Origin of the sequence: Dysgonomonas gadei ATCC BAA-286 (genome assembly GCF_000213555.1) — a bacterium.
Classification (GTDB): Bacteria; Bacteroidota; Bacteroidia; order Bacteroidales; family Dysgonomonadaceae; genus Dysgonomonas; species Dysgonomonas gadei.
Genome location: NZ_GL891980.1, coordinates 353872 through 372399, shown reverse-complemented (window position 1 = coordinate 372399; position 18528 = coordinate 353872). Strand labels below are relative to the sequence as shown.

At 37.7% G+C, this 18528-nt stretch carries 12 protein-coding genes; 7 read left to right on the top strand and 5 right to left on the bottom strand.

Features of this window, described 5'->3' with window-relative positions; genetic code table 11:
* Nucleotides 1-48 precede the first annotated feature (48 nt).
* The 5 genes from HMPREF9455_RS05460 (at nucleotide 49) to dnaA (ending at nucleotide 8111) form a co-directional block, all read left to right on the top strand.
* The gene (locus HMPREF9455_RS05460; protein WP_044215478.1) at nucleotides 49-2424 is read left to right on the top strand and encodes a TlpA family protein disulfide reductase; all 2376 of its coding nucleotides are present in this window, start codon (nucleotides 49-51) and stop codon (nucleotides 2422-2424) included.
* A gap of 627 nt (nucleotides 2425-3051) precedes the next feature.
* Nucleotides 3052-4062 (top strand): 2-hydroxyacid dehydrogenase, encoded by a 1011-nt coding sequence (locus HMPREF9455_RS05455; RefSeq protein ID WP_006798618.1) that lies wholly within the window; start codon nucleotides 3052-3054, stop codon nucleotides 4060-4062.
* Between the two features lie 30 nt (nucleotides 4063-4092).
* On the top strand, nucleotides 4093-5364 hold the full coding sequence (locus HMPREF9455_RS05450) for an N-acetylmuramoyl-L-alanine amidase family protein (protein WP_006798617.1): 1272 nt from the start codon (nucleotides 4093-4095) through the stop codon (nucleotides 5362-5364).
* A gap of 133 nt (nucleotides 5365-5497) precedes the next feature.
* Nucleotides 5498-6385 carry an MlaD family protein gene (locus HMPREF9455_RS05445; RefSeq protein ID WP_006798616.1) on the top strand — a complete coding sequence of 296 codons (888 nt, stop codon included), beginning with the start codon at nucleotides 5498-5500 and terminating at the stop codon, nucleotides 6383-6385.
* Nucleotides 6386-6707: 322 nt separating this feature from the next.
* Complete coding sequence (gene dnaA / locus HMPREF9455_RS05440; protein ID WP_006798615.1) at nucleotides 6708-8111, top strand: chromosomal replication initiator protein DnaA; 1404 nt, start codon at nucleotides 6708-6710, stop codon at nucleotides 8109-8111.
* A gap of 74 nt (nucleotides 8112-8185) precedes the next feature.
* Here the strand turns inward: dnaA and HMPREF9455_RS05435 are convergent, their stop codons facing one another.
* The 5 genes from HMPREF9455_RS05435 to HMPREF9455_RS05415 all read right to left on the bottom strand — a co-directional run bounded on the left by HMPREF9455_RS05435 (nucleotide 8186) and on the right by HMPREF9455_RS05415 (nucleotide 15818).
* Complete coding sequence (locus HMPREF9455_RS05435) at nucleotides 8186-10078, bottom strand: DUF3857 domain-containing protein (protein ID WP_006798614.1); 1893 nt, start codon at nucleotides 10076-10078, stop codon at nucleotides 8186-8188.
* 18 nt (nucleotides 10079-10096) lie between these two features.
* On the bottom strand, nucleotides 10097-12085 hold the full coding sequence (locus tag HMPREF9455_RS05430) for a DUF3857 domain-containing protein (protein ID WP_006798613.1): 1989 nt from the start codon (nucleotides 12083-12085) through the stop codon (nucleotides 10097-10099).
* Nucleotides 12086-13652: 1567 nt separating this feature from the next.
* Nucleotides 13653-13976: an RNA recognition motif domain-containing protein gene (locus tag HMPREF9455_RS05425; RefSeq protein ID WP_006798612.1), complete on the bottom strand. Its 324-nt coding sequence runs from the start codon at nucleotides 13974-13976 to the stop codon at nucleotides 13653-13655.
* Nucleotides 13977-14230: 254 nt separating this feature from the next.
* Nucleotides 14231-15172 carry a riboflavin biosynthesis protein RibF gene (ribF, locus tag HMPREF9455_RS05420; RefSeq protein WP_006798611.1) on the bottom strand — a complete coding sequence of 314 codons (942 nt, stop codon included), beginning with the start codon at nucleotides 15170-15172 and terminating at the stop codon, nucleotides 14231-14233.
* Nucleotides 15173-15185: 13 nt separating this feature from the next.
* On the bottom strand, nucleotides 15186-15818 hold the full coding sequence (locus HMPREF9455_RS05415) for an HAD family hydrolase (RefSeq protein WP_006798610.1): 633 nt from the start codon (nucleotides 15816-15818) through the stop codon (nucleotides 15186-15188).
* Between the two features lie 115 nt (nucleotides 15819-15933).
* On the opposite strand from HMPREF9455_RS05415, the gene recO reads away from it, so the two are divergent.
* Both recO and HMPREF9455_RS05405 read left to right on the top strand, forming a co-directional pair.
* Nucleotides 15934-16656, top strand: coding sequence for a DNA repair protein RecO (gene recO, locus HMPREF9455_RS05410; RefSeq protein ID WP_006798609.1), 723 nt, complete (start codon nucleotides 15934-15936; stop codon nucleotides 16654-16656).
* Nucleotides 16657-16721: 65 nt separating this feature from the next.
* The gene (locus HMPREF9455_RS05405; protein WP_006798608.1) at nucleotides 16722-18515 is read left to right on the top strand and encodes a MutS-related protein; all 1794 of its coding nucleotides are present in this window, start codon (nucleotides 16722-16724) and stop codon (nucleotides 18513-18515) included.
* The last annotated feature ends 13 nt before the right edge of the window (nucleotides 18516-18528 follow it).

The window sequence follows — 18528 nt, the reverse complement described above, 5'->3', positions numbered from 1 at the left end:
TAGCTTATTGTATAGAATCTTATATTTATTATGAACGCAATGCACACTATGAAAAAAATCTTAACTAGTATCTTATTGTTATTTTGTACGATTATTCTCCCTGCACAGGATATAGTCGTTGAGCGCCCACCTTTCAGTGTTAGGAATCACGGATCTCTGGAGATAGAGAAAATAGTGCTTAGAAATGATGCAACCGTATTCTATATCACCGGATATCATATGCCAAACAACTGGATAAAGATAGCCTCAGATACGTACATAAAAGCCAACGGACAGAGGTATATAGTGAAGAGTGCGGATGGAATCACTCTGGATAAGGAAGAATTTATGAATGAGACCGGACAGAAAGCTTTTACCCTGACCTTTGCGCCAATAGATAAAAATACAAGCCGGCTGGATTTTATAGAAGGAGACTGTGATAATTGTTTCAAGACGTGGGGTATAGAACTAAAATCTCCTGTGCTGGCTAACCGTATAGAGGTTCCGCAATGGGTAAAGGATGCAGCCTTGATAAAGGAGGATAATAAGCCATTGCAAGTTCCGGAACTAAAAGATGGTGTTGCTGTATTTAAAATGTACGCATTGGGCTACCGTCCCGGTATGAATATAAAGACTGATATTTATATCCATAATCCTGTAACAGGAATTTCCGATAAGTTGGAATGCCGTTTTTCGGAGGACGGTAATTATGAAGTAAAGGTACCATTGGCAACAACAATGGAGGCGTATTTCTGGATGCCCGGTTTATTTTCTAAAACTATATTGTTGTCTCCCGGAGAAGAAACCTCGCTTTACATCGACCTTCAGCAAAAAGCCTGTCAGGAATCACGCAACAGAGTAGATAAGTGCGAGCCTGCTCAATATATTTTTTTTACAGGGGCGAATGCCGAAATAAATAACGAGATGAATAAGCCACAGGTGGAACAAGTCTTGGGTGAATTGATGAGTCATGGTAATAATATGGATGCAATATACGGGATGTCGGCAACGGAATATAAAGAGTACATAACCAAAAGTATGTACGAGGCTATATCGAAATTGGAAGCAGCCGACCTGACAAAAAAAGCGAAACAATATGCTATATTAAAAGCAAAATATTCGGGGATGATGTTCTTTCTGTTTGGGGATTATTCTCTAAAGAGTGCCTATCGTCAGAAGCATAATCTGAACTATGAAGATGAACTTACAGGATATACGGAACCTGTATTTGGCGTGGAGTATTATTCGTTTCTCAAGGATTCTCCGATTAATGATCCCATATCGCTTTACTTCTCCGATTTCGGGAATATGATTAATTCTTGTAAGTATCTGGATCGCAAAAGTTTCTATATAATAAGACCGACATTTGAGCTTCTTGGTAAGTATGAAAAGTTTGAAGGTCTGTCGGACGATGATAAAGAAGCTATCAGCCAACTAAAGGAAGAGGTATATGAAAACTGGAGTACCGAAAGAGTTTCGCAGACAAAAGAACTTAATAAATATAATGTCCAAAAACTAATTGATTCAGGAAAACTCGGAGTTAAAAACCTGAAAGATGCAAATGCTTTATTAGAATTGTGTTCGGATAAACAAAGTGATATATCTTCGATAGTGGAGTCGGCTACATATTTGAGATCTACTCTCGATGGAGAGGGACTTCTCTCTGATAATGGAATAAAAGAATGGCTGATTATACCCCCTCTAGAACGTGATTCGGTATTGTCGGCAAAAATTGATTCATTCTACGAAAAGTATCAGGATCGGATGATGACGCTTAATGTAAAGGTGCGCTTAGAGAAGCAAAAGAATTATTTAGCTGAAATATTAGGAGTAGATGAAGGTATAGCTTTCGACCTGATGACTACGCAGACTTATTCCCATCAGATGGAAGAACTAAACCCTTTGAGTAAATTGGAATTGCAGGAGATAGCGGAATTGGATAATCCTTTTTATTTGTCATATATCATAAAAAAGAATGATGCGCTTTTGGTACAAATAGAAGCAAATAAGAATAAGAAAGGATTCAATGTGTATGAATTACCGGAGACAGAAGACGACAAAATTCTTCATGAAATAATAAAACCTTTTGCGGGAAAAGTGGTCATGATAGACTTTTGGGCTACATGGTGCGGCCCATGTCGTGCGGCAATGAAGGAATTTGAACCGACAAAGAAATCTTTTGCCGACAAAGATGTTGTATTTGTGTACCTGACAGACGAAAGTTCTCCGGAAACAGCATGGGGAAATATGATTCCCAATATAGGAGGCGAACACTATCGCATAAAAACGCCTCAGTTTGAATATCTGAAGAAGAAATTTGGAGTAAAGGGGATTCCTTCATATCTTATATTGAATAAAAAAGGAGAGCAGGTGTATTTTTCGGTTGGCTTTGCAGGTGCTGCCGTCATCAGGAATAAGCTGAATGAGGAGTTGGCAAAAGATTGATGCTTGATACAATAAAAAACGGAGGCAAACATTGTCTCCGTTTTTTTGTTTTAAGAAAAGAAGTGTGTGTAGCCCTGATCTCTCAGAGGTGTTTTATATAAGTCGCTAATATTCCAAAAAGGTCACAATCTGAGTATATTTTTTTTGAAGGAGAGGAGAGGAATGCAAGAGTTGGCGGCAAGTTTATCTATATAAGGAGCTGTCAGCTTTTTGGCTATTTGAAGTATTGATAGGCCCCTCCATTGACTACACTTCGTTCCGTCGAATGTTGTTTCTCCCCGGGAGGAGGCCACAGATAGGGTAAAAAGTAATAGGTAGAAATAGTGTTACCTTTGTTACCTTTTTGGAGAAAGTTGAATGAGGCACGAGTAGATAAGATGCGAGATAAAAGTTCTTAGCTGATGACTGTTCGCTGACGAGATGATTCGCTCTGCTCAGCATGACAAGCTAATTATTAATTGATTTCCGTGTTACCTTTGTAACCTTTTTAGGTAAACAGTATGTAAATAAAATGAAAAAAACAGACTGAAAAAGAACTAATCAATGTAGTTTTTGAGGATAAAGGTTATTTTAATTACTTTTGCAATCAGGTATAAAAGATTAATAATATATATAGTAGGTAAAGCAATGGCATATAAAATAGCGGTTTTTGACGCAAAGCCTTATGATATGGCTACTTTCAATAAGGCTAACGAAGCATATGGCTTCGAACTGGTCTATCATAAAGAACATCTCGATAAGAATAATGTGCTTTTGGCAAGTGGAACCGATGCTGTTTGTATTTTTGTGAATGCAAAAGTAGATGAGGAAGTTGTGTCCAAACTTCATTCCTATGGTGTAAAGCTGATTGCACTACGTTGTGCCGGTTTTAACAATGTAGATATAGCTGCTGCTGCCAGAAAGGGTATAAAGGTCGTACGTGTTCCTGATTATTCCCCCCATGCTATCGCCGAACATACATTGGCTTTGATGCTTTGTCTCAATAGAAAGGTTCATCGTGCGTTTTTGCGTACACGCGACGGTAACTTTTCTTTGATAGGATTTCAGGGATTCGATATGTATGGTAAGACTATCGGAGTGATAGGTACCGGTAAGATAGGAAAGGTCGCTACAGGTCTCTTTCAGGGACTGGGTATGAATGTACTTGCTTATGACTTATATCCGGATACAAAATGGGCTGATGCTACAGGTGTCAGATATGTGTCACTGGACGAACTATATGCCAATGCCAATATTATTACATTACATTGTCCGCTGACAAAAGAAACTGAATATCTTATCTGTGACGAATCCATCGCCAAAATGAAAGAAGGGGTGATGATAATCAACACCGGACGTGGAAAGTTGATCCATACCAGGCATCTGATAGAAGGATTACTTAACGGTAAGGTTGGTTATGCCGGTTTGGATGTATATGAAGAAGAAGGGGCTTATTTCTATGAAGACCATTCGGATAGTGTGATGACTGATGATGTGCTTGCCCGGTTGCTGTCTTTCAATAACGTGATAGTGACATCTCATCAGGCCTTTTTTACTCAGGAGGCAATGTCGAATATCGCACATACAACTATGAATAATATTCTTGATTTCTTCAACGGTAAAGAGTTGAAAAACGAGGTTGTATATAATAAAGCTTAGTGTAAATTTCATACAGTTAGAATTGTAGGTATGAAACGGTTCTTTATTCTTTTTGTTTATATATTCGCATTTCTTGGGATCATCGTTGCTGCTGATTCTAAGTTCGTTGTTGTTATCGATGCAGGGCATGGAGGTAAGGACGGCGGAGCTGTGAGAGGTATATATAAGGAGAAAGATATAAATCTGGGAGTAGCTAAGACTTTAGGCGAACTGATAGAAGCAAACTTTAATGATGTCAAAGTCGTTTATACCCGAAAGACAGACGTTTTTGTAGATTTAGACAAGCGGACGCAGATAGCCAATAAGGCAAAAGCCAATTTGTTTATATCCATTCATACAAACTCAACTGCTGCAAAGACAACAAGTGCTTCCGGGGCCGATACCTATATATTAGGGTTAGCCCGTAGCGCTGAAAACCTGGAAGTGGCAAAGAGAGAGAACTCTGTGATTTTATTGGAGGATAACTATACATCAAAATATGAGGGCTTCGATCCTAATTCGACGGAGTCGTATATTATATTCGAGTTTATGTCGAATAAGTATATGGAACAAAGCCTGCAGTTTGCAGATTACATACAGAAAGATTTTAGAAGTATAGCAAAGCGTACAGACAGAGGCGTACGTCAGGCCGGATTTCTTGTGTTAAGGAAAACAAGTATGCCAAGTGTGCTTATCGAACTGGGTTTTATAAACAATCAGGCTGAGGCTAAATATTTGTCTTCGAGGTTGGGGCAAAGGGCGATGGCGACTGCGATATACTCCGGATTCAAAAAATATAAACGAGAATTTGATAAAAAACAAGGCCGTTATGTTTCTGCGCCGGATAAAAACGAAGAACCTGATGACATAATCGATGAAGCTATCATAAAAGAAAAAGTGGCTATCGAAGAAGATACTTATGTTGTAGAGGATGCTGATACTCCGGTTGTGAAAGAGTCAGCCAGAGTGAAAAACATAGTAGAGGTACCAAAGAAAAGAGAGAAATCGCCTAAGAAAATTGGTGAAACCTCTGGAAATGTAGCTGAAACCACAAAGAAGGGAAATAGTACGGTGACGAAAAATGTTAGTAGCAAGGAGGAATACCGGGTACAGTTCTTGGTGTCACCAAAGAAACTCCCGGATAATTCGAAGGAATTTAAGGGTCTTTCGCCTGTAATGTTCTATAAAGATGGTGGCAGCTATAAATATACATGTGGTTCGACCACTGATTATAATGAGATAATTAAAATACAACGCCAAGTCAGAGCTAAGTTTAAAGATGCGTTTGTCGTTAAATTTAGAAACGGGGAACGAGTTAAATAGATGATGACGAAGCACTTTTTGGATAGAATATGGTGTTTGATACTATATTATTTCAATAACGCTATTTGTAGTATTTAAACTTAACAAAATAATAAATAGGTCCGCGACCTTAGAATTACATAATTTAATAGTTATGAGTAAAATATCGAAAGAAGTGAAGATAGGTATAGCCTTTGTAATTGCAATTTTCCTTTTGTATTACGGTATCAGTTTTCTGAAAGGTGTAAATCTTTTTAAACCATCAAATTCATATATTGTCGTCTTTGACGATGTGTCAGGTCTAACCCAGTCGACACCTGTTACGCTGAATGGATTTCAGGTAGGTCTGGTATCTTCCATGGAGCTAGACCCTAAAAATCAAAAACGTGTGATTGTATATCTGAATATGGACAAAGGTATGGAGATACCAAAAGGTAGCAAGATGTCGCTGGATGTCTCTGTTCTGGGATCGGCTACGATCATGCTTGAGACCAACCCTTATACAAAGGAAAATCTTACTTCCACCGATACTATAAAAGGTGTCCGGGTAAAAGGTATGTTAGATGCTGCTGGTACTATGCTGCCTCAGGTAGAACAGCTCATACCAAAGATTGATTCAATACTTATCGGTCTTCAGACCTTGGTAAACAATCCGGCGTTGAATCAGTCGCTTACAGATATCAATCAGATTACGGGCGATCTGGCTAAATCGACCAAACAGCTAAATTCGATGATGATTACATTAAATAAGGACGTTCCCACCATAACCGGGAATCTGGGGAAAATGTCTAACGACCTAAGTAGTGTATCGGGTAAGATCAATCAGATGGATTTGGCTTCTACATTCAAGTCTGTAGATTCTACCATGAAAAATATAGAATATCTTTCTACGAAAATCACATCTAAAGATAATTCTTTGGGATTATTATTGAATGATCGTCAATTATATGATAGTATTAACGGAACAATTAGTAATGCTTCGTTGTTACTTAAAGATGTAAGGCAAAATCCATCCCGTTATATTAATGTAAAGGTCTTTTAAAGTATTCTATTTAGAATTGATCTAAATAAGTAAAAATATTTTTTTTGCTTAATAGTGTCACCCTTATACTTTTCGGGCAGTATTACGAAATTGTTAAAACGTAATTAAAATGCTATTAAAAACACAATTGTTTGATAATTAGTTAGTTGTTTGTATTGAAAGGGGTGATTTTATAATAACGTCATAAGTCATTGAAATTAAAAGAGATGTTTCTAAAACTAGAAATCCAAATTTGGGGGCACTTTTTTTTTATGAAATTAATTATGAAATTTACATTACGAAATCGAGAGAGTAATATAGACAAATATAACTAAACTATTAAATGGATTCTTCTTCAACTCAAAAATTATGGGCTAATTGTTTAACGGTCATTCAGGACAATATACCTGAGGCGGCTTTCAAAACATGGTTCTTACCTATTGTTCCCTTATCTTATGAAAATAAGGTGTTTACGATACAGGTACCAAGCCAATTTTTTTATGAGTATCTCGAAGATAAGTTTGTCGACTTACTTAAAACTACTCTGCATCGCGAAATAGGCAGGGATACTATATTGCAGTATCGCATACTGATGGAAAATACAACAAATACAGTTGTAGATTATAGAGGTGATGCAAAAACACTACCGGTAGATAAAGGTTCTGTCAAAAGTACTAATAAGGTGCCTAATCCTTTTCAAAAAGTTGTAGCAGATGATTTTGATTCGCAACTGAATCTAAAGTATACATTTGATAACTTTTTTGAAGGGGAAAGTAATAAGCTGGCCCGTACAGCTGGTGAAACGATAACAAAGAATCCTGGTAAAACAGCGTTTAATCCGCTGTTTCTCCATGGAACATCAGGTGTGGGGAAGACTCATCTTTGCCATGCAATAGGTACGCGTATCAAAGAACTGTATCCCGAAAAACGGGTATTATATGTATCGGCTCATCTATTTAAAATTCAATATGCAGATGCTGGACGTTATAATACGACCAATGACTTTATCAACTTCTATCAGGGTATTGATGTACTTATCATAGATGATATACATGAATTGGCCGGAATAGAACGAACTCAGAATACACTGTTTCATATATTCAATCACCTGCATCAGAATAATAAGCAGCTTATTCTTACTTCAGATAAATCTCCGTCTGAGCTTCAGGGAGTGGAAGAGCGATTGCTTACACGTTTCAGATGGGGATTGACCACGAAAATAGATCATCCCGATAAGGGGTTAAGGCTAAAGATCCTTCAAAATAAGATTCTTCACGATGGATTGTCCATACCAGAAGATGTGGTTGATTATATAGCAGAGAATGTAACCGATAACGCCCGCGATTTGGAAGGAATCATTGTATCTATAATGGCACATTCACTGGTATACAATAAAGAGATTGATTTACCTTTGGCCAGACGTGTTATAGGTCAAGCTATTAAGAAGATTGAAGCAAAGAAGATAACAATTAGTGCGATAGAATCTGTTGTTTGTGACTTCTATAATATAAAGAGTGAGTTAATTCATACCGCTTCACGTAAGCGGCAGATAGTTCAAGCCAGGCAGGTGACTATGTATCTGTCGAAGAGTTATACTGAAATGTCGCTGGCTCAGATCGGATCCCTCATAGGAAAGAAGAACCATGCTACAGTGCTGCATGCTTGTAAGACAGTAAAAGAGCAAATGGAGGTAGACAAAGTCTTCCGGGACGAGATAGCCGAGATAGAGAAAAAAATAAAAAGCTGAGATCATTTGTTCTCAGCTTTTTAGCTTAGTCTTGATGCTCAGTTAAGATGCTTAGTGTTTACTATAATTATTGATCATGATTTCCTTAATACTAACTTCCTTTTAGTTGCAGCAGTAATTTCTGCAAAAAAAGCCTTAATCTCTTTATACTGCGATTTATCATACCGTCCTGTAAAGATATCAATATTTTGAATATATATAATCTTATTCCCATTTTGTTTTACTTCTGTTTCAAATTTACCAAAGGGAGTTGTCAGGGATAGATTCTTGGGTAAAGATTCAGTCGTATATGATTCAGGAATATTGATAATGATAGAGTCGGATTCTGAAAACCCATTGTTAATCACAATGTCCTGAATGCGCGTATTGGATGAAAGCATATTATAGCTTCCTTTTTCCAGAGGACATGCCGGGATGAATAAACGCGTACCTGTTTTATTTACAAAATCAGTAGCTACAAAGTCTGCAGATAAAGAGCAGGACGGTAATGATGACTTGTCTTCTTTTGTACTTATGTTGTCTATTTGCACTTTAGGAAATTTAATGTTACGGTTGATGTATCCGATCACCTTTTCTCTGTCCTTCGATGTCATTGCAAATACGTTGTAAAAGTATCCATGCAGGTGTTCAACAAAGGCTAAGGTACCATTTGCAGTTCCATCTTCTGAGACATTGATAGTGATTATTGATTCCTGTTTATTGTCTTTGTCCTGATACTTGGATACTCTACAAACTTTACCTCCGTTTTCAGTTACAACGAGGGCATCATGACCGGCTATATCATCGTGGATATAACCAAAAGGTATTGTTTGAGAGGTACATTCGAGCCATAAGCTGTCATTCTGAAGAGGTACAAGTAAAATAGCATGATTAGTTTCACTTATATTTGAAAAGCCTTTAGTAAAAGACTTCCTGTTGCCGGAATATATCTCACAATAATTTGAAGGGATACCAATAGCATTTAACATGGCTTTCATTTCATTTGATAAACCTTTGCAGTCACCGAAACCCGTTTTCATTGTATTGGATGCTTCTATTGGCTGGAATCCTCCGATACCTAATTGAATACTAACATACCGGGAATTCTCTTGTAGATATTTAAATAATATCTCGACCTTTTCTCTGTCCGTTTTGGCATCCTTTACAAGCGATTTAAGCTTGTCGACAATATCATTTGGCAAAGTATCACGTCCTTTGAGTAAACCGGACACCCACGTGCCATAGTTCTTCCAATCTGACATATTCCCGCAAGAGGAATCATAGCAGAAATCAGCTGGAGCAATCAGAACTCTCGGATATATATCCCTTAACGCCGGAGCCAAAGGTTCACTATTAATTGCTTTAAGGTTGTGTGCCGTAAATGAATATATGTGTTTATTTCCTACAACTTCATCTTTAATATTGCAATCGAAATTTGCATCATATCTCAGATTCATATCCACAGGCAGTTCTATCCTGTAACTCGCATTGACCAGCGATTGCATATAACTTTGAATAGGTGTGAAAGCAGGGTATGAGATTATACCGTTCTTCCATTTTTCCTCATATGTATATTCTATCGTGTATGGATATGTGGGAATCTTGTATTCATAGACAATTGAGTATGCATCTGTAGCCATTTGGTCCGACATGGAAGATATCGTCAGGTCTTTCTTTCCGATTTTCCGGATAACACTACCTGATGCATTTTTTACGACAGCAGAAAAATCTTTCATTTCCCTGAACTTATCATTAAAAGCATAAAAATGAGCAAAACCTTCTCCTTGTTTGCTGAGTATTGTCATTGTTTTCGTTACCTTACATGTGGCGTTGTTCATATCCGACTGGATTATCACTATATCGGAGTTCTGAACAATCGCAACCGCATTCTCACGGAGGCTGTCGGAAGCCTGATTTATCGAATTACCATTTGCACATACTATTACAGATGATAATATGCATAGAGTTAAAATGAAGTGTTTGTACATAATAGTTCCGGTTCTGATTTATTCCGCACTTAATGTCTTTTTGAGTACAATCTGTTCTGAATTCTTAGCGATTAATTTAGAGAAGAAATCACGTAAATTTTCATATTCGGCAGGTAAGAATTGTATCTTCTTCAATTGGTACTGGTAATGAAGACGGACCTGGTTACCTGATTGAACAACCCGGTAGGTGAGGCTCATATCATTATCGTTGAGTACCATCCTTTCGCCTTTGGGTAACTCTTCTACAGTATATCCTTCCGGTACAATAAAATCTATTATTTGTACAAAATTGATCAGGTAGTCGAATTCGATAGGATATTCACGAGTTTCTTTCTTAAATGGGTTTTCGGAATATGGTTTGTCCGTAAGTGGGGTGATATATATATATTCATCAGCCATATCGATATCTGAGGATTGTATATAGTTCATCCTTAAGGCCTCGCTTGTATTATCCAGATTTGATATCGAAAAACTGTCTATTTCACAAGAAAGTCTCTTGCTTATCGATTCTATATAGTCATTTTGATCTTTATGGTTGTAGTAGCTGACCTTGGTATTGTATGCCGCGTTGCCCTTACGTGTATCAGTTGATTTGCCGATAAGTTTAGAGTCATTAATCGTTAAATTTATTGTTTTCAATACAGAACCGTTCGAAACCCCGGTAAGGTCTACCCAATTGGAATAATCTGCCCTCAGGATGCGTGCCTGTGGTACCATGCATTTTTCGGGAAGCAAGTTCCAGTCTCCGTATTTGGCTGCTGCGTCGGTAAAGTACATCGTAGTGTCTATTTTGATACCTGTAATTACATAATTGAATGCGGATATACTCGGATGCGATATCGGCATACGCCCATTACTTCTGGTACTCAATATTACGGGGAATGCATCGAATCCTCCCGCCTGGAGTGCGTTTATTAACAGGAAGTTTACTTCTGCGCTTGTGCCAATACCGTTTTTTAGGGCATCTTTCAGGTTTTTGGGATAGAAAGCATTCTGGTCGTTCCACTTCACTTTGTATTTGACCATATCCTGTATTTCTTTTGCTCTGTCGACACTTACATTCCCTTTAGTTATTTCGTCTTTGAATAGGTCTGCTTTCTTCAGATTTCCTCCAAACATACTGGATTCCATAATTTCTTTATCGATATTACTCCACGACGAAGAATAGTTTTTTACTGTGGAGTATGGCATTTGTATGCTTTGGAGTTCAAAAGAAACTTTTGATATATAATCGTTTATTGTCCATAAATAGGATTCGTTCTTTATGGCCGGAACATCAGTCCCCACAAAGGTATAACGATCGGCAGAACATCGTACCTGGGTCCCTTGCGAACGCCCGTTTTCATCTTTGTATTGAATGTGGAATGTCTCATTTACAGGCTCTTTCTTTGGTGCTAATGCAATGTATCCCTGGGTGTTTAGATGATACCGGAAGTATTCAGGCAACGTGACATCGAATGAGGTGTAGAGAATCGGTATAGATGATTGAAAATTGAAATCGCGGAGATCGTAGAAGAAATCGGATACGATTGTGTATTTATATTCGATAACAGATCCTACTTTTGCGGCAGGCATCGTAAATTTCCGTACTTTCCATTTATTATCGGTATCTTCTTCAAAAATAAAGTCCTTTGATAATTTTGTCTTCACTACTTTTCCGCCTTCCAGATTGTAAGTTGTTCCGGATAGCCCTCTGATATCTTCTTTTGAGGAACTGCTCGCCTGATAATATGAGATCTCCTGGTCACACCACTCAAGGCCTTCGGTTTTAAGTATTTTGATCTTTACCTGAAGTGTGTATTCAAACTGAAAACCATATAGGTTGTTATAGACGAAGCGGGTATCCCCCTTTTTCAGTAACATAACAGCGGCGGCAGTTGTATCCTGAGGATATGAAGTCATCGACAATTCTTCAACTGTGGCATTACCATACTTTGATTGTGAATAGCAATTGTAACTATTCATAAATGCAAAAATAAATAGAATAAAGAGGGCAATCTTTTTCATAATATTAGGTTAATTAAATTAGAGTAAATGTATAAAAATGTTTATTAATATTAATTTGCTGAAAGTATGTCGTAAAGCATATTTCTGACATTTTATACGCTTTTGAAGCCGGAATAATAGAATTTCTTTCTGTTGTTTTTTATTATATAAAATTATTTACTCTTTTTATGTAAAAACTTTACAAAAGTGACACTTTTTTACCGGATCTCTCATGGATGCATTTCATATGTATAGATAAATTTGAAAAGATATTTCCATATCTTATATTGAAAAATTTTATCTGAAAATAGATTTTTGATGTCGGATAGATGAAACCTGAAAATTGGCAAGGTTAATTATTTCTCGTTTTTGTTATATTAATTAACTGTATAATGTTAAAACCTGACACTTCTGACATATTTTCGGCTTTTAGCTGATAGCTATTAGCCGTTAGCTTAAGCTATCACATAAGTGACTTTACGGTAACCAGTCATTAGTTAACAACTTGTATCTCGTATAACTTTCAGCTTAATACTTAAAACTTACTACTTATGCCAATCAGTAGTTAAAGTAACTATTGTAGTATAAAATTGTTCAATTCCATTAGTCGTTTTTCGTGACTCGGCATAAGCAAAATAAATTTAGCTTCTGCTCTCGCTACTTAAAACGTTCTATTTTTTCTAACGCGCCATCCGGCTTGTTTTTCATTTTGCCTTGATGCAAAACGAAACAAAAAATCAAGGCTACATCCCTCCGGCGACCCAAAACCGCAGCTTCGGTGGGGCAAAATAATACGGAGTCATTTTTAGTTGGATTATCAGCCGTGTATAGCAGCTACCCTATTTTGCCCTACACCTCCGCTTTACGGATTGGGTACCCCGCCTGCGGAATGAGGCCGTTATCGCGATGCGGCGACAAGACTGTGTCTTTTCAGGCTTTAGCCCCACGTGCGTCAGCCCTTGCGCATTAGTGACGCAGGCGGGGTACCCAATCCGTTGCAGGCGGCGTAGAATCAAACGGGGCGATAGCCCGTGTGTTTGATTCAGACGGCAAAACGGTTTTGGGTCGCCGAGGAACGAAGCGCTAGCCTTTTGGTTCGTTTTGGGCAATGCCAAAATGAACGTTTGAGCTCAACGAAGTGGAGCTCAAAATAATTGAACATTAAATCTCAACTACTGATTCGCTTTACTTGTTAAAAAGTAACAAAGGTAACACTTTTTCTACCTGTTACTTTTTACTCTCCCTGTAGCCCTGCCCCTTAGAGAGAAACAACGTTCGACGGAACGAAGTGTAGTCAATGGAGGGGCCAATCAATACATCAAAGAGCTAACAGCTATTAGCTAACGGCTAACAGCTTATACATATAGATAAACTTTTTCAAGAAAATAAATGTTGTTTGCCCTAAAAGCCGAAAGAGAAATACCCTCCGGCCTACTTCGGTCGGCTGGTTTTTCAATAGAGAGCATTTGGGAAAGATATGGGTAGGATTTGTACGTATGTTGTAGAAAAGGAGGGCAATAGTTGATATTAAGAAAACAAAAGAGCCATACTATACAGTATGGCTCCTCATGTATTTTATCTGTGAATATTAATATTCACGTCTTCTGTATCCACCATTATTGCCACCACCTCTGTTGTTGTCATAGCTTCTGCGAGGACGGTCACCTTCTGTGCGAGGACGAGCTTCAGAAACGGAAATAGTTCTTCCGTCATATTCAGCACCATTCAGTTCTTCAATAGCTTTTTGGCCAGCTGCATTATCAGCTAATTCAACAAAACCGTAACCTTTAGAACGGCCAGTAGCTTTGTCCATAATAACTTTTGCTGAAGTGATTTCTCCGTATTCACTGAATAGATCCTTCAAATCATTGTCGTTGATGCTGTAGCTCAACCCTGCGATAAAAATGTTCATTGTAAAAAAATAAAAATTAAATAATAAATACTCTATGCAGAAGATGTAAATAAATAGGAAAGCTAAAAGAAACTAGACAAGAAAGGTTACCAAAGAAGGGAAATGACTTGAAAAGAAAAATTTAAACTACACTTAAGAACTCTTATGCGATAGCAAATGTAAAAATAAAAATCAGTTATTTAGCATTTTAACCAATTATTTTTTTGTTGCGCCTTGCTTTTTTATATTTTATTGTATGATTATGACTGAAAATGTCAGGTATTGAACCTTTTGTAATTTTCAATAACGCTGATTACCGTGTCTTTATCATTCCCGATCTGTTTCTTTAACGTATCGATGTCGATGAACTTCTCGTCAGGACGTACAAAATCAATAAATTCGGCTGTTAAATTCTTATTGTATAGGTCTCCGTCGAAGTTGAACAGATTCACCTCTATGCTGATATTATCTCCATTGTGGAGGGTAGGGCGCTTGCCTATATATAGCATGCCATCGTATCTTTGTCCCTCTACATGCACATATACTGCATATACCCCAAACGCCGGGATTACTTTATACGTTTCCCATACCTGGATGTTTGCTGTAGGAAAGCCGATTGTCCGTCCCACTTTGAAACCTTCCACTATCTTTCCCGAGATAGTATAATTATATGAGAGCAATTTAGCTGCCTTACGGATATATCCTTCGGCGAGTAATTTGCGGATACGCGATGAACTTACATGTTCTTCTCCGGGAAGTTCCCGGGCTTCGATAACATTGATCCCGATTTCACTACCATAGCGTTTATAGTCGGCAAAACCATCTTCCCTGTTATGTCCGAAGCGGTGATCGTATCCGATAACTAAAGTGTTTACCGAAAGTTTATCTTTTAGTATGTCTTTCATAAACTCTCTGGCTGATAGCTGGGAAATCTCCGTTGTAAAATCGAGGCATACACAATAATCGACTCCGGTAGTAGCCAGACGTTCTGTTTTTTCATCAAATCCGCAAAGCAATGCCGGTTGGTAGTCTTTTTGCAAAACCTTTCGCGGATGTACCGGGAATGTGATAACGGCAGAAGGTAGTCCACGCTTGGCCGCCTCCTCTTTTACCTGGTCTATCAGGAAGCGATGCCCGGTGTGCACGCCATCGAAAAAGCCTATTGTAGCTACTAGTGGCGCATGTTGAAGTTTATGATCTTTGTCTATAAGCAACATATATGGCTACTCTTTATAGTAATCCCCTATCTGTAAATACTTTTCGCAGATCTTCATCCTGATCGGTCAGATAAGTCCGGAATCCCAGTTTTTCACCAATTTCTACGTTTGCCTTTCCGTCATCGAAGAACAGGGTTTCGGCCGGATCCATTTTAGAATCGGCTATAATGAAATCAAAAATTTCCCGGTCAGGTTTGGCATGTCCTATCTCATAAGATAAATAGCACTTGTCAAAAAAGGCGTTGATAGGTAAACCTTCCGGAGAAAATTCATGTGTCATGGCCCATCCCATTACTGAAGGATTGGTATTACTAAGTAAATAAACTTTATATCTTTTACGGAGGTCTTTGAGCAACTGATATTTATATTCAGGTATATCGACCAAAAAACCTAACCACGCATGGTCTATCTGTTCCGCGGTGACATCCGGATTATTTGACAATTTGCGAAATTCGGTAACAAAATCTTCACGGTTTATCTTACCTTCTTCGTATTCGAGAAAAATCCCTTTTTGACGAAATTCTCCCAGATATTCGTTAATATTAGGAAATCCCAGTGCTGTGAAACGATCTAATGCGGTTTGTTTGTGCAGGCCTACTATCACACCACCAAAGTCGAACAGGATGTTCTTAATGTCTTTGCTCATAAAATTCTTAAATTACATTTTGTGCTATAATAGTACGAAGTTAGTTATTTATTCTTTAAGAGCCATTATTTTCAATTTTGTATTTGTATTTTTGTTAATATAAATTTATAATGAAGTGCTTTATAAAACAAGGGGTTTGGTACTTAATACCATTAACTATAACGATAAATATGTTCTTGCCCAGGTTTTCACAGAATCATTCGGGCGGGTAACTTATATGGTGTCGAAAGCCAGAGGTAAGAGTTCGAAAGTTCCCAAATCTTTATTTTCGCCGCTTGCTATCCTCGATATGGAAGTAGAGCACCAGGCTTCACGTGATATACAACGAATACGTGAGGCCCGCGCCGATATGTATTTATACGATATATCAGGAGATTTGAGCAAGACATCAATGGCTTTTTTCCTTTCCGAATTTCTCACCCGCGTATTGAAGGATACAAATGATAGCCGTATACTATTTAGCTTTCTGGAACAATCGGTACAGATTTTGGAAATGACAGATAAGAGCATTTCTAACTTTCATTTGGTATTCATGCTTAAGCTCAGCCATTTTTTAGGCTTTTACCCTAATTTGGAAGAATACAGGGAGAATAGCATGTTTGATATGATGAACGGAGAATTTGTGCTCTATCAGCCTCTACATAAACATTTCCTGAACAGGACAGATAGCAGATCACTTTCGTTATTAGCTCGTATCTCATATGAAAATATGCATCATTTTGTCTTTTCGCGCCAAGACAGAATAAATATAATAAATAAGGTGCTGGAGTACTATCGCTTGCATCTTTACGATTTTCCGGGTTTGAAGTCGTTGGATGTATTGCATGAATTGTTTTGATAGGGTTTCTAAATTTCAAAATGGAATTTCATATATTCGTAACTTGTAATATATAACTAACATCTATGACATTGGAAGAAGTAAAGAATTCGTATAAAAGTCGTATCGATAAAGAGAAAGCAACGTTATCCCGACTAAAGAGGGTTATATTTCAGGTAGGGACAATACGGTTGGTTATCGTATTGGCTTGTATTGCCATAAGTTATATCTTCTGGAGCGATACACCTGTTGTGCTGGTTGCAATAGGTATGTCCGTAGTGATTTATCTCTTTTTTATGAAATATCATAACCGGTTATTTCTTCAAAAAAAATATTGCGAATTACTTATTCTAAATACAGAGAACGAACTGAAAGGGATCGATTATGACTTTTCTGCATTCGATGGCGCTCCTGAAAAAGCAGATGCAAACCATAGTTACAGTGTAGATATGGACTTGTTTGGAAATCATTCATTCTTCCAATCAATAAACAGGACTGTGACATCTTTTGGAAAAGACAGGCTGGCAGATACACTGCTTTACCCTTTCGAAAAGAAAGAAGATATTGTAGCTCAACAGGAAGCATTAAAAGAGTTGAGGGGAAAAACCGAATTACTCGACCACTTCAGGGCAATAGGGCAAATGACCGGAGCTGAGGATTTGAATATTCATTTCTTTTCGCAGCAGTTTATGCAGACAAAGTTGTTATCCAAGAGCTTCTGGCGGTATTTTATATATATCGCTCCTGTTGTATCCGTTACGGTTCTTATTCTGTGTATTGCCGGTCTGCTTCCATATGCAGTATTAGGTCTGGTCTGGACAATCTTTTTCCTGCTGAGTCTTGCTCCATTAAAAGATATTAACCTAAAGAAAAGTTTGTTTGAAAAAAAAATCGAAACACTGGGGACATATTCCAAACTATTTAAAATAATAGAGAATGAAAAGTTTGAATCTACGTTACTGATTAACATCCAAAACAAGATAAGCAGCGGAGAATCGGCTTCTCTCGCTATACATCAACTGAAATCGTATAGCAATAACCTTGACCAGTCATCGAATATTCTGGGACTCCTTTTCCTGAATCCTTTCTTTTTCTGGAATGTTATCTATTCTATAAAGATAGAAAAATGGATAACTTTACATAAAGATAATATTATCAGTTGGTTTAAGGTATTAGCTAAATTCGACAGCCTTGTTTCTCTCGGAATCTTTGCCTATAATAACCCTGGTTACACATATCCGGAAGTTGCGGATACTTTTATGCTGGAGGGTAAAGATTTAGGCCATCCGATGCTTAACAGATGTGTTTGTGTGCGTAACGATGTGACAATAAGCCGTCATCCTTATTTTCTGGTAGTGACGGGGGCGAATATGGCCGGCAAAAGTACTTACCTGCGTACAGTCGGTATAAATTTAATTCTGGCTTGTGCAGGCGCGCCTGTATGTGCGACATCGCTAAGGTTTTATCCTTATAAATTGGTTACAAATTTGCGGACTTCCGATTCGTTGACAGATAACGAGTCTTATTTCTTTGCAGAGCTTAAACGGTTGAAAATGATTATCGATCGCTTACAATCAGGAGAGCAACTGTTTATTATTCTGGATGAAATACTGAAAGGAACCAACTCGGAAGATAAACAAAAAGGTTCTATTGCCCTGATGAAACAGTTGGTTTCGCTCGATGGTAACGGTATAATTGCCACACACGATCTCGTATTGGGTAATCTGGAACAAGAATTCCCCGATGTGATAAAGAATTACCGATTTGAGGCTGATATAAAGGATGAGCAATTATCTTTTACATACAAGATAAGAGAAGGGGTGGCTCAGAATATGAACGCAAGTTTCCTGATGAAAAAAATGGGGATAACAGGACTTTAATGGACTAATGAGA

What these genes read in the sequence shown, in the direction of transcription:
- HMPREF9455_RS05430 (WP_006798613.1), bottom strand. Translation starts at nt 12,085, where the DNA reads ATGAAAAAGATTGCCCTCTTTATTCTATTTATTTTTGCATTTATGAAT.
- HMPREF9455_RS05445 (WP_006798616.1), top strand. Translation starts at nt 5,498, where the DNA reads ATGAGTAAAATATCGAAAGAAGTGAAGATAGGTATAGCCTTTGTAATT.
- HMPREF9455_RS05450 (WP_006798617.1), top strand. Translation starts at nt 4,093, where the DNA reads ATGAAACGGTTCTTTATTCTTTTTGTTTATATATTCGCATTTCTTGGG.
- ribF (WP_006798611.1), bottom strand. Translation starts at nt 15,172, where the DNA reads ATGTTGCTTATAGACAAAGATCATAAACTTCAACATGCGCCACTAGTA.
- HMPREF9455_RS05405 (WP_006798608.1), top strand. Translation starts at nt 16,722, where the DNA reads ATGACATTGGAAGAAGTAAAGAATTCGTATAAAAGTCGTATCGATAAA.
- HMPREF9455_RS05455 (WP_006798618.1), top strand. Translation starts at nt 3,052, where the DNA reads ATGGCATATAAAATAGCGGTTTTTGACGCAAAGCCTTATGATATGGCT.
- HMPREF9455_RS05425 (WP_006798612.1), bottom strand. Translation starts at nt 13,976, where the DNA reads ATGAACATTTTTATCGCAGGGTTGAGCTACAGCATCAACGACAATGAT.
- HMPREF9455_RS05460 (WP_044215478.1), top strand. Translation starts at nt 49, where the DNA reads ATGAAAAAAATCTTAACTAGTATCTTATTGTTATTTTGTACGATTATT.
- HMPREF9455_RS05415 (WP_006798610.1), bottom strand. Translation starts at nt 15,818, where the DNA reads ATGAGCAAAGACATTAAGAACATCCTGTTCGACTTTGGTGGTGTGATA.
- HMPREF9455_RS05435 (WP_006798614.1), bottom strand. Translation starts at nt 10,078, where the DNA reads ATGTACAAACACTTCATTTTAACTCTATGCATATTATCATCTGTAATA.
- dnaA (WP_006798615.1), top strand. Translation starts at nt 6,708, where the DNA reads ATGGATTCTTCTTCAACTCAAAAATTATGGGCTAATTGTTTAACGGTC.